A 12,290-nucleotide genomic window follows, 5' to 3' on the forward strand; every position below is an offset into this window, starting at 1 on the left:
ATTACGGCTTGATACGGATCGCGATGAACGCCGAGGGACCGCCGCGGCGGAGAATTTCCATCAGCACCGCGTCGCGGCCAGCCTTCTTCGCTTCCGCCACCGCCTTGGCCAAGCCCTCGCTCGTTGTGACCGGGGTGCGGTTGACGCTGAGGATCACGTCGCCGCGGCGCAGGCCCTTGCGGCCGGCATCGCTGTTGCTCGACGCGGCGCCGATGACGAGGCCCTTGGTCGAGGCATCGACGCCGACGGCGCGCGCGATGTCGGGGGTCAGCGTCTGCACCGCCAGGCCCAGATTGTCCTGGACCGCCTTGTCGGAAACGCTGCCGCTATTGTCATCCGGCGTCGCCTGATCGTCTTCGGGGTCGAAATCATTGCCCGCGAGCTGGTCTTCGGGCGGACGCGTTCCGACGACGGCGTTGAGCGTCATCGTCTTGCCGTCACGCACGACCTCGATCGGGATACGCGTCCCCGGCTTGGTGTTCGCGACGATGTAGGACAGCGTCTGCTGCGGCGTCACATCCTTGCCGTTGACCTTGGTCACGACGTCGCCGCGCTTGATCCCCGCCTTCGCCGCGGCACCGTCATCCTCGACGCGCTGGACAAATTCGCCGCGATCCTTGGGCAGGCCGAGCGCCGCCGCCATATCCTCGCCGACCGGCGCAATGCCGATGCCCAGATAGCCGCGCTCGACGCGCTCGCCGGCGCGCAGCGCGTTGATCACCGGGATCGCCGCATCGGCCGGGATGGCGAAATTGACGCCGATGTTCGCGCCGACGGGCGAGATCAGCATGTTGTTGATGCCGACGACATTGCCGTGCAGGTCGAACAGCGGACCGCCCGAGTTGCCGCGATTGATCGCCGTGTCGGTCTGGATGTAGCGGTCATAGGCACCGCCGTTGCCGATATTGCGCTGCACCGCCGAGATGATGCCAGCGGTGACGGTCGAGCCGAGGCCGAGCGGGTTGCCGATCGCGACCACCCAGTCGCCGACGCGCGCCTTGCCGCTGTCGCCGAATTTCACGAACGGCATGCCGGTCGCGTCGATCTTGAGCAGCGCGAGGTCGGAGGCGACGTCGCGGCCGACGATCTTGGCCTGAAATTCCTTGCCGTTGGTCAGCGTCACCGTGACCTGGTTCACCTGTTCGCCGCGCGGGCCGCCGGTGACGACATGGTTGTTGGTGACGATATAGCCGTCGTCCGAGATCAGAAAGCCCGAACCGCCGCCCTGCTGTTCCTGCGTGACCGGTTCGCGCGTTCCCGCGAACGGATCGAGCCGGACGCCCAGCGTGACTTCCTGCTTGGTCGAGATGTTGACCACTGCGGGCTGCAGCTGCTCGACCAGGTCGGCGAAGCTTTCTGGCGCGCCGGCGCGCGGAACCGCCTTCGCGATTTCGCTGCGCTCGTTCTGCGCGACCTGCGCGATAACGGGCGACTGGGTGACGAGCGCGAGCGCTGTGCCACCCACCAGCAAAGCCGAAGTGATGCCATAAACATAACGCACGATCGCAAATCCTTCTCTCTTGCGAAAAAACCCAAGGACCCCGGCAGGCTTCATTTGGGGCCGTGCGGCTGAACGGCAATTGAACATGAACGGCGACTGCACGTCCGGTTCATCCGCCGTCCGGCCCCTATCCGCCGCTGAAGCGCTTCAGATATTCATTGTCAGGCGACATGATGATCGACGTTCCGCCCTTGTTATTCTCACCCAGGAATGTCTGACGATAGCTCTGCATGGCGCGATAGAAATCGTAGAATTCGGGATCCTTGCCAAAGCTGGCGGCATAGATGCGCGCGGCTTCGCCATCGGCGTTACCGCGAATGATCTGTGCTTCCTTCTGCCCTTCGGCGCGGATCGCGATCGCTTCCTGCTGGCGCGCGGTGCGCATGCGGTCATAGGCCGCCTGCAGCGTCGCGCCTTCGGGGAGGTCGGCGCGCTTGATCCGCACGTCGATGATCTCGGCGCCATATTTGTGCGCCTCGCGATTGAGCGCGACCTGGATATTGTCCATCACCGCACCGCGTTCGGGCGAGAGCAGGGTCGCGAAGGTCCGCTTGCCCAGTTCGTTGCGCAGCGACGAGCCGAGGATCGTCGCAAGCTGCTGCTGCAATTTATCCTCGGTCCGGATCGCGGTGTACATGCGCACCGGGTTGGTGATGCGGAAGCGTGCGAAGGCATCGACCTGCAGCCGTTGCTGGTCGGTCGACAGCACCTGCTGGCGCTCCATGTTGATGCCCAGGATGCGCTTATCGATATATTGGATCCCATCGGTGAACGGCACGCGCAGGACAAGGCCCGCACCCGACCGGCCGAATTCCTCGTTCGGCTTGTAGCGATTCACCGTGCGCTCGATTTCGCCGAAGCGCAGGATCAGCGCCTGCTTGTCTTCGGGAACGATCGCCAGCGTCTGGGACAGGATGACGAGAATGGCGACGAGGCCGACGAGCAGCCGCATCGGGTGGCGGGTGATCGATTCGAACATCACTGGCCTCCCTTCGCCGCATCGGACGCGGCGTCGGACGCCGCGCGCGCGCGCCGCTGGACTTCGCTCAGCGGCAGATAGGGGGTGACGCCGCGCGCCTCGACAATCGTCTTGTCGACGTTCGACAAAACATTCTCCATCGTTTCATAATATAGCCGCTTGCGGGTCACGCCCGGTGCCAGCTTATATTGTTCGTAAATCTTGTCGAACGCCGAGGTGTCACCGCGTGCGCGTTCGAGCACCTGTTGTTCATAGGCGCGTGCCAGGTTGATCGACGATTCGCGTTCCTGCCGCGCCGCCGTCACTTCCTTGAACGCCTCGTCGACCTGCTTCGGCGGATCGGCCTGGCGGATCGCGATGCCCTGGATTGTCACGCCGGCGCGATATTGATCGAGCAGGGCCTGCATGCGCTGCTGAACCTGCGTCTCGATCTCGACGCGGCCGGGACCGATCGCCTGCACCAGGTCGAAATTGGCGACCGTCGCGCGCATCGCGCTTTCGGCGACCTCGCGGATTGTGCCGTCGGGATCGGCGAGCTGGAAGATATAGAGTTCGGGGTCGCGGATCGACCAGCGCACTTCATAGGCCAGATCGACGATGCTCTGGTCGCGGGTGAGCACGAAATTCTCGTCGCTCGCATTGGGCGAGCCGACCTGCATCGTGCGGATCGCGCGCACGTCTTCCATGCGGATGCGCTCGATCGGCGCCGGCCAGGTGAATTTCACGCCGGGGCCGACGGTGCGCGAATAGCTTCCGAGCCGGGTGACGACGCCTTCCTTTTCGGGCGGCACGATGTGGAAGGAGGAAAAGAGGAACCACACCGCAACGAGCGCACCAACGCCCCATTTCCACAGCCGCGCCGATTCGGGCATCTGCAAATTGCCGCCGCCCCCACCCGAACCGCCGCCGCCGAAGCCGCCGCGTCCCTTGCGCAGAAGTTCGTCGAGTGCGGAGGGGCCGCGCGGCTTGCGCCCGCGCAGTCCGTCTACGGGATCGGGCGTCACCCAGGGATTGCGCGGACCCGACCGGTCATCGCCATCGCCGTTATCCTTCGGGCCATTGCCCCACGGACTGTTCGCCATCAGCGCAATCTGATGGAAAAATTGCCGCACTCCCTGCGGGGCGCGGCCTCCCATGCTGCCATCACTTTTGTTGCTCATGAATGCTTTTATAGGGGCGGCGCGCGCGATTAACAGGGGGGCCAGGCGAAAATGGGTGGCAATCGCCCCGCTTATCCCTATCTGCCGCGGACATGACCGACATCGCCATCCTCGCCAGCCTCGCCACCGACCTGACCGGCGGCCGCACGTCGGGGCTCCGTTATCTCGACGATCAGGGCACCCTCGCGATTGTGCTCGACGTCACCGGGCTCGCCGAAGACGACCGCAAGCCGCTCGAGGAAAAGCTCCGCGCCGGCCTGCTCGCCCGTCCCGGCGTCGCCAGCGTCCGCGTCGCCATGACCGCCGAGCGCCAAGCGATGACGATCATCGCAGTGGGCAGTGGCAAGGGCGGAGTCGGCAAATCGACGCTCGCCGCCAATCTTGCCGTCGCGCTGCGCCGCGCCGGTGTGAAGGTCGGACTGGTCGATGCTGACATCTACGGTCCGTCGCAGCCGCGCCTGATGGACAGCGAGGGCGTGAAGCCCGAAGCGCGCGGATCCAAGCTCTCGCCGGTGCAGAGCGCCTATGGCGTTCCGATGCTGTCGACCGGCCAGATCGCCGCCCCGGGTCAGGCCATCGCCTGGCGCGGCCCGATGGCCGGCCGCGCGCTCGAACAGCTGATCGACGCAAGCTGGGGCGATATCGACACGCTCCTCGTCGACCTGCCCCCCGGCACCGGCGACGTCCAGCTCACGATGATCCAGAAGCACAAGCCCACCGGCGCGGTCGTCGTCTCGACGCCGCAGGATCTGGCGCTGATGGACGCGGCGCGCGCCGTGTCGCTGTTCGAGCAGGCCGAGGTGCCGATCATCGGCGTCGTCGAGAATATGGCCGGCTATGCCTGCCCGCATTGCGGTGAGGTCAGCGACCCGTTCGGAAGCGGCGGCGCCGAGGCGGCGGCGAAGGAGATGGAGCTCGATTTTCTCGGCCGCGTACCACTGTCGATGGGCATCCGCCTCGCGAGCGACGGCGGCGTCCCGCCCGCCGCTGGAACCGATCCGCTGGGCGAGCCGTTCCACGCGATAGCCGCGAAGGTCGCGGCGTGGCTAGCGGCGCGAAAGGGCATATGATGGCGATCAACGACGAGGCTGAAATTCGCGCCCTGCTCGAACGGCCGCGCCGTATTGCCGTCGTCGGCGCCTCGCCCAACCCCGCACGCCCCTCGAACGGCGTTCTCGCCTTCCTGGCCGCGCAGGGGCATGACGTGATTGCGGTCAATCCCGGCCATGCCGGCAAGACGATCCACGGCGCACCGGTGGTCGCGACGCTCGCCGATGTCGAGCCGGCGGCCGAGATCGTCGACATCTTCCGCAACAGCGCCGACGCGGGCGCCGCCGTCGACGATGCGATCGTCCACGGCGCGAAAGCGGTGTGGATGCAACTCGGCGTCATCGACGAAGCCGCCGCGCGCCGCGCCGAAAAGGCCGGACTGGCCGTCGTCATGGACCGCTGCCCCAAGATCGAGATTCCGCGGCTGGGCCTGCTGCGCTAGCGCTTACGAAAGGCTTTGCGTCGCCGACTCGCCGCGATTATCAGCAGCGGGCATGACCGGCATTCGGGACAAAGTGGGGACCAAGAAATCGCGCCTGCCGCATGTCAGCCGCCGGTCGCTGCTCGTCGGCGCCACCGCGGCGGGCGGCCTTGCGCTGGCCTGGTCGTTTTGGCCGCGTCATTATGCACCCAATCTGACCGCTGCGCCCGACGAACATATCTTCAACGCCTTTCTGAAGATCGGCGACGACGGGCATATCGCCGTCGTCGTGCCGCAATGCGAAATGGGGCAGGGCATCACTACGCTGCTGCCGCAGATCATTGCCGACGAGCTCGGCGCCGACTGGCGCACCATCGCCGTCGAAACCGCGCCGATCAGCCCGCTCTATACCAACACACTGCTCGTCGACGAGGATAGCGCCACCTTCATGCCGCGCGCGCTGGTGCCCGATGTCGTCGCCGACGTGCGTAGCTGGGTCCGACGCGAATGGGCGGTGCGCCATGCGGTGATGCTGACTGCCAACAGCTCGTCAGTCCGCATGTTCGAGGGGCCGTGCCGCGACGCCGCGGCGCAGGCCCGCACGCTGCTGATGATGGCCGCGGCCAAGCGGTGGGACGCCGATTGGCAGGATTGCGACACGCAGGACGGCTTCGTCACCTGGAAGAACCGCAAGCTGCGCTTCGGCGACGTCGCGGCGGTGGCCGCAACCCTCGATCCGCCCGCCGAACCCGTCTATCGCGCCAACAACAATGACCCGCTCTACGGCAAGGAACTGACGCGTCTCGACCTGCCGGCAAAGGTCGACGGCTCGGCCAATTTCGCCGGCGACATCCGCCTTCCCGACATGGTCTTCGCCGCGATACGCCAGGGACCGTTCGGCGCCACCCGGCTCAAGAGCATCGACCGCAAGGCGGGGATGGCGTCGCCCGGCCTGCTCGACATCGTGCTGCACGACCGGTGGATCGCGACCGTCGCGCGCAACTGGTGGGCCGCGAATCGCGCGCTCGATCGCTTTGCACCGCAGTTCGAAACCGCCGGTCCGCCGATTTCCAGCGCCGGCATCGACAAGGCGCTGAAGGCCGCACTGAAAGCCGACGGCTATCGAATCGCCAAAAAGGGCGATGTCGCCGAGGCGATGGAGGGGCGCACCAAGGTTTCGGCGCATTATGCCGTCGCGCCCGCGCTTCATGCGCCGATCGAGACGCGCACCGCAACCGCCGCCCCGGACGGTGAACGGCTGCGCCTGTGGGTCGCGACGCAGGCGCCCGCACAGTGCCGCGAAGCGGTCGCGCGGGCCGTCGGATTGCCGCCGGGCAAGGTGACGCTGTTCCCGATGATGGCAGGCGGATCGTTCGACGCCTGCCTCGATCACAGCGTCGCGGTGCAGGCGGCGATCATCGCGACGCAGATCAAGCGCCCGGTGCAGCTCGCCTGGTCGCGCGCCGAGGAAATCATGCGCGACATTCCGCGCGCGCCGGCGCGCGCCAAAATCTATGCGACGCTCGACGCCGCGGGCGGGATCGACGCGCTTGTCGCGCGGATCGCGGTGCCATCGACCAACCATGAATTCCGCGCTCGCCTGTTCGACGGAACCCCGGCCGACGTCGCGCAGCGCGAGGCGGCGGGAACGCCCGACGCCGCAGCGGTCGAGGGCGCGGGCGGACCCTATAATTTCCGCCATTTCGCGGTCGATCATTGCCCCGCCGACATCGGCCTGCCGACCGCGCGCTGGCGCGGCAACGCCGACAGCTACACCGCCTTCTTCACCGAATGTTTCATCGACGAAATGGCGGTGCGCGCCGGATCGGACGCACTCTCGTACCGGATGGCGATGCTTGGACAGGCGCCGCTGCTCGCCCGCTGCCTGCTCACCGCGACCAGCCTTGCGGGATGGGAGGGGGGCCTGTCGGGCACGGCACAGGGGCTTGCCTGCCATTCGATGCGCGGCAGCCACATCGCGCTCGTCGCTACCGCGCGGCCCAGCGACCGGGGGCTGCAGGTCGAACAGATCGTCGCCGTCGTCGACGCCGGGCGGCTCGTCAATCCGGCGATCGCACGCCAGCAGATCGAAGGCGGGCTGATCTTCGGTCTCGCCGCCGCGGTCGGCGCGACGACCGATTATGACGGCGGCGTCGCGACCGCGCGCAAGCTCGGCCAGCTTGGCCTGCCTCGCCTGTCGCAAGTGCCGCAGATCGTCGTCGAATTCATCGACAGCGACCGCGATCCCGGCGGCGTCGGCGAAATCGGCGTGCCCGTCGTTGCGCCGGCGATCGCCAATGCAATGTTCGCCGCAACCGGTCGCCGAATCCGCCGCATTCCGCTATCGCCCGATCCGCTATGATCGAACGCCCCCCTTCCCATCCCGCGGTGCCCGCGCCGCGCATCGGCGTGCTGCTCGTCAACCTCGGCACCCCCGACGCGCCCGAACCCGGGCCGGTACGCCGCTATCTGCGCGAGTTCCTGTCCGACCGGCGCGTCGTCGAAATCCCGTCGCTGCTGTGGCAGCCGATCCTGCGCGGCATCATCCTCAACACGCGACCGAAAAAATCGGCCCACGCCTATGCACAGGTTTGGACCGACGAAGGCTCGCCGCTCGCCGCGATCACCCGGCGCCAGGCCGGAGCGTTGCAGGCGGCGCTCGGCGACGATGTCCGCGTGTCCTGGGCGATGCGCTATGGCGCTCCGGCAATAGGCGGCGCGATCGACGAGCTTGTCGGCGAAGGGTGCCGCCGCATCCTGATTGCGCCGCTCTATCCGCAATATTGCGCCGCGACGACGGCAACGGTGGTCGATGCGGTCGGCGCGCATCTTGCGCGCCTGCGCTGGCAACCCACGCTGCGTTTCCTGCCCCCCTATCACGACGATCCCGCTTATATCGCGGCGCTTGCCGCGTCGGTCGAGGCGGGGGTCGCCGCGCTCGATTTCGCGCCCGATACGCTCGTCGCCAGTTTTCACGGCATGCCCGAACGGACGCTGCATCTGGGCGACCCTTATCATTGCCAGTGCGTGAAGAGCGCGCGGCTGCTGTCCGAAGCGATCGGGCGGCCGGTCGAGATTGCCTTCCAGTCGCGTTTCGGACGCGCCAAGTGGCTCGAACCCGCGACCGACGCGCTGCTCGAACGGCTCGGCCGCGAGGGGCGCCGCGTGGCGATTTTCGCGCCGGGTTTTTCGGCCGATTGCCTCGAAACGCTCGAAGAGCTCGCGATCCGCGGCAAGGAACAGTTCGAGGCGGCGGGTGGGCGCGACTTCGCCTATCTTGGCTGCCTCAACGACACCCCGCCGGGGATGGCGATGCTCGAGGCGCTGGTGCGGCGCGAACTCGCCGGATGGCATTGAAATAGCGGGCGCTTACCTCCTGTTTAACTCTGCGCCTTAAGCTCTGTTTCCAGCGGCTTCCGGCATGTTGCGCCGGCACCCGCGCGGAGACATGCGATGAGCGAACTCGACCGGGCAGCCATGACGCTTGCCGGCCTGACCCTGGCCTTTCTGCTCGCCGTCGCCATCGTCTGGTGGATACGCCGCCCCCGCCCGCTGGTTACGCTGCCCAAGAGCCCCAAAATGCCGCGCGAAATCCGCATGCCACGGCTGTCGCGCCGCGCCGAACCCGAAATCGAGCCGGTCGAAATCGCGCCCGCGCGCCTCGCGCGGCTGCGCGCCCAGCCGGTCTATGATCCGTTGCCCGAAGACGAACCGCCGACCGAGGTGGCTCCGATAGTCGCCGAAGCCGAATCGCCACTAGACCCTCTGCCGCCCGAACCGATCGAGGCGATGCTTGCGGCGCAGGTTCAGGCGGTCGAGGCGCAGGCCCATGCCGCACCGGAGCCGTCGCCCATCGCGGACAATCCCATATCCGGTCACGCCGTGCCTGTCGGCCAGGCGCGACTGGTCGCGCAAATCCCGCCGCGCGACGCGATACTGACGCGCAACTGGGTCGGCGGACGCCCGCGCCTGCCGGACGCAATGCCCTGGCCGCGGATCGATGGTACCGATGCCGACTTCATCGCGCAGATCGCCTGCGCCGACCTGCCTGCCGGACTCTGGGACGGGTTGGGGCCGCGCACCGGGGCGCTCGCCTTTTTCGTCCATCCCGAAACGGGCGCGGCGACGGCGCTCCATTTGCCCGAGGTGGGACCGCCACGCGCGGCGCCCAAGCCCGTCGGCCGCGCCTATTTCCGTCCCGCCGGGCTCGATGATGATGCGCTGCACCGCCTCGCGGTGCGGGCCTTTCCCGAATGGGCGGTCGACGTCCGCGGCCCCGATGCGCCCGGCACGCCGGCCGAAGCGGACGCCGCCGACGCCTTTTTCGCGGCCACGGGCTATGATCTTGCCGACCCGGCCTTTCATCCGTTCGACTGGCCGACGATGACCGCGCTGGCGGCGCTGCTCGCCTCCCGGCTTCCTGCACTCGAAACCGGTACGCCGCCGCCGCCCGACGCAAGCGACGAACTGACCGAGGCGCTGGCCGATGCCGCGGCAACCAACCGCGACGCGGCCGAGCGCGCGCGCGAGATATTGGCGATCATCGACGAAAGCGCGGGGCAGGACGGCTTTTCGGCCTCCGACGCGACCGCGGTGATGACCGCGCTGCACGCGATCCACTGGTCGCGGGTGGTGGTCGAAAGCGACCCCGAAAGCGGCGAAGACCGTACCGAAACCATCACTTTGCCGCTGACGCGCCACCATCCGGATGCCGATCTGTGGGTCAGCGACTATCGCGCGCTGCTCTTTGATCACGCGCGTCATCGCTGGTGTGCCGACCCCGATTCGCTTTCGGCCCCGGCCCGCGCGCTGTTCGAGCCCGTCTGGGCCGCACTCGCCGCCGCCGAAGCGCCTCTCGTGGGCGGGCAGCCGCGCCACTATGCACCCGGCTTCGACGAGGAGCGCGACGCGATGCTCGTCGAATTGCCCGCGAGCGCCCTGACCGGCATCGCGCCCGCGCAGGGCGCCAGCCTGATCCTCGCGATCCGCAAGGCCGATCTCGCCGTCGGAAATTTTACGGCGCTGAAGGCACTGACCGGAAACTGAAAAACTTTCCCCGCAAAGCCGCGCGATTGACGTTCCGGTCAACTTGCGGCCGCTTCGCGCGCGCCCTAATCAAAAACGAAGCAAGATTGTGTGGGAGAGCGATTTCATGACACGCGTAGCAATCGTCACCGGCGGCAGCCGCGGCATCGGCGAGGCCATTTCGCTGGCGCTGAAGGATATGGGCGTCCGCGTCGCCGCCAATTATGCGGGCAATGACGAAAAGGCGCGCGCCTTCACCGACCGCACCGGCATCCCCGCCTATCGCTGGGACGTCGGCGACCATCAGGCCTGCCTCGACGGCTGTGCACAGGTCGCCGCAGACCTCGGCCCGATCGACATCGTCGTCAACAACGCCGGGATCACCCGCGACGGCACGCTGGCGCGCATGACCTTCGACGACTGGAACGACGTCATGCGCATCAATCTGGGCGGCTGTTTCAACATGGCCAAGGCCACCTTCGGCGGCATGGTCGAACGCGGCTGGGGCCGTATCGTCAACATCGGCTCGATCAACGGCCAGGCGGGCCAATATGGTCAGGTCAACTATGCCGCGGCCAAATCGGGCATCCACGGCTTTACCAAGGCGCTGGCGCAGGAAGGCGCCAAGAAGGGCGTGACCGTCAACGCGATCGCGCCGGGCTATATCGACACCGACATGGTCGCCGCCGTTCCCGCCCCCGTGCTTGAAAAGATCGTCGCGAAAATCCCGGTGGGGCGCCTCGGCCACGCCGAAGAAATCGCCCGCGGGGTCGCCTTTCTGTGCAGCGAGGATGCGGGCTTCGTCACCGGATCGACGATGTCGATCAACGGCGGCCAGCATATGTATTGACGGGCCGAGGGCGCCAGTGAAGGCGTTCGCAAAGCGAACGACGAGCTGGCAACCGGTGGCGAAGCCACGGCCCGGCTCGGCGAGCGGGGCGGCGATCCGAAAGATCGCCGAGCCCGTCTGACGTCACGGCGACGGCTTTGCCGTCGCCGCCAGGCGCGGCGCCGGTTCGACAATCCCTCGACTTCGCGCGATACGAACGGCAGACAGGATGCATGGCTGCCCCTCTCCACCCCCCCGTCAAACGCTCGGTGACGATTGCCGGGCACCCGACGTCGATCAGCCTCGAACCGCTATTCTGGGACGCGCTCGAAGCCGCGGCGGCGCAGCGCGGCCTGCCGGTCAATGCGCTCGTCGCGCGGATCGACGTCGAACGGATGGAGGCCGCCGATCCGCCCAACCTGACCTCGGCCATCCGCCAATGGTTGTGGCACGCGCGCAGTGCTGATCAGACGGCGGCGTAAATCGCCCGACCGAAGGCCGCGCCCTTGTCGGCCGCATGATGCAGGAACAGCGATGGCTCGATCAGTTCGAGTTCCATGATGTGCAGCACGCCCGCCGCGTCGCCGACCATGTCGACGCGCGCATAGATGGGCGGCGCGGGAGCGGCGGCCAGCGCGGCGGCGGCGAGCCGGCGCGCCGCCGCGCTCGCGTCCCATCCCGTCTCGCGCCCGCCGAACTGTTCCTGGACGCGGAAATCGCCCGAAGCCGGGCGCTTGACGATCGCGTGGCTGAAGGCGCCGCCGAAAAAGAAGAGCGAATATTCCCCGTCGGCGAGGATGCCGGGCATCAGCGGCTGGACAAGGCGGCGCTGCCCCAGCGCATCGGTGGGGATCGGCGCGCCGGGCGCGACACGGTGCGTACCGTCGGCACCGCCCGAAACGGCGGGCTTCACCACCACCTCTTCCACGCCGAGCGCCGCGCGCGCCTGCGCCAGCGATGCGTCGTCCAGCGCCGCGACCTCAACCGTCGGCACCACCGCAACGCCCTTCGCGCCAAGTTCGGCAAGATAGGCCTTGTCGCTGTTCCAGCGCAGCACCGGCACCGGATTGACGACGGGCAGTCCCGCGAGCCGGTCGAGCAGCGCATACCAGACGGCAACGTCGCGCTGGTAGCCCCAGGCGAACAGCGGCAGGATCAGGTCGAACCCCGTCAGGTCGCCGGGGTCGGTCCAGACGCGCTGCTCGACCGCAAGCCCGGCCGCCGCCAGCGCCGCCGCCTTGCGCGCGAAGGCGGGCCGCCAATTTTCCTCATAATCGGGTGCCGGGACGAGGATCGCGACGCGCGGTTGGAACGGCATAGAGCCT

Annotated in this window: 11 protein-coding genes; 7 read left to right on the forward strand and 4 right to left on the reverse strand. The window is 67.6% G+C overall.

Annotated elements, in window-relative coordinates:
- Position 1: 1 nt before the first annotated feature.
- The 3 genes from ATE59_RS00165 to hflK form a co-directional block, all read right to left on the reverse strand.
- Positions 2–1,501, reverse strand: coding sequence for a Do family serine endopeptidase (locus ATE59_RS00165; RefSeq protein ID WP_058811252.1), 1,500 nt, complete (start codon positions 1,499–1,501; stop codon positions 2–4).
- A gap of 127 nt (positions 1,502–1,628) precedes the next feature.
- On the reverse strand, positions 1,629–2,480 hold the full coding sequence (hflC, locus tag ATE59_RS00170; protein WP_003042000.1) for a protease modulator HflC: 852 nt from the start codon (positions 2,478–2,480) through the stop codon (positions 1,629–1,631).
- Positions 2,480–3,640, reverse strand: a complete 1,161-nt coding sequence (hflK, locus tag ATE59_RS00175; RefSeq protein WP_082657239.1) for a protease modulator HflK — start codon at positions 3,638–3,640, stop codon at positions 2,480–2,482. The genes hflC and hflK overlap by 1 nt, the downstream gene beginning before the upstream one ends.
- 92 nt (positions 3,641–3,732) lie before the next feature.
- Between hflK and ATE59_RS00180 the strand changes: the two genes are divergently transcribed.
- The 7 genes from ATE59_RS00180 (at position 3,733) to ATE59_RS00210 (ending at position 11,447) form a co-directional block, all read left to right on the forward strand.
- Positions 3,733–4,710 carry an Mrp/NBP35 family ATP-binding protein gene (locus tag ATE59_RS00180; RefSeq protein WP_058810793.1) on the forward strand — a complete coding sequence of 326 codons (978 nt, stop codon included), beginning with the start codon at positions 3,733–3,735 and terminating at the stop codon, positions 4,708–4,710.
- A complete protein-coding gene (locus tag ATE59_RS00185) occupies positions 4,710–5,132 on the forward strand; it encodes a CoA-binding protein (RefSeq protein WP_058810794.1) in 423 nt (140 codons plus the stop codon). The genes ATE59_RS00180 and ATE59_RS00185 overlap by 1 nt, the downstream gene beginning before the upstream one ends.
- A gap of 52 nt (positions 5,133–5,184) precedes the next feature.
- Positions 5,185–7,473: a xanthine dehydrogenase family protein molybdopterin-binding subunit gene (locus ATE59_RS00190; protein ID WP_058810795.1), complete on the forward strand. Its 2,289-nt coding sequence runs from the start codon at positions 5,185–5,187 to the stop codon at positions 7,471–7,473.
- Positions 7,470–8,468, forward strand: a complete 999-nt coding sequence (gene hemH, locus ATE59_RS00195; RefSeq protein ID WP_058810796.1) for a ferrochelatase — start codon at positions 7,470–7,472, stop codon at positions 8,466–8,468. Before ATE59_RS00190 ends, hemH begins: the two co-directional genes overlap by 4 nt.
- Positions 8,469–8,564: 96 nt before the next feature.
- On the forward strand, positions 8,565–10,157 hold the full coding sequence (locus ATE59_RS00200; protein ID WP_058810797.1) for a DUF1963 domain-containing protein: 1,593 nt from the start codon (positions 8,565–8,567) through the stop codon (positions 10,155–10,157).
- A gap of 106 nt (positions 10,158–10,263) precedes the next feature.
- Positions 10,264–10,986 (forward strand): acetoacetyl-CoA reductase, encoded by a 723-nt coding sequence (gene phbB / locus ATE59_RS00205; RefSeq protein WP_058810798.1) that lies wholly within the window; start codon positions 10,264–10,266, stop codon positions 10,984–10,986.
- Between the two features lie 212 nt (positions 10,987–11,198).
- Positions 11,199–11,447, forward strand: a complete 249-nt coding sequence (locus ATE59_RS00210) for a ribbon-helix-helix domain-containing protein (RefSeq protein WP_040589494.1) — start codon at positions 11,199–11,201, stop codon at positions 11,445–11,447.
- Here ATE59_RS00210 and ATE59_RS00215 read toward each other — a convergent pair.
- Entirely contained in the window at positions 11,432–12,283 is an 852-nt protein-coding gene (locus tag ATE59_RS00215) for an ATP-grasp domain-containing protein (RefSeq protein WP_058810799.1), read from the reverse strand. The genes ATE59_RS00210 and ATE59_RS00215 overlap by 16 nt on opposite strands.
- Positions 12,284–12,290 lie beyond the last annotated feature (7 nt).

Source organism: Sphingopyxis sp. A083 (genome assembly GCF_001468495.1).
GTDB classification, from domain to species: Bacteria; Pseudomonadota; Alphaproteobacteria; order Sphingomonadales; family Sphingomonadaceae; genus Sphingopyxis; species Sphingopyxis terrae.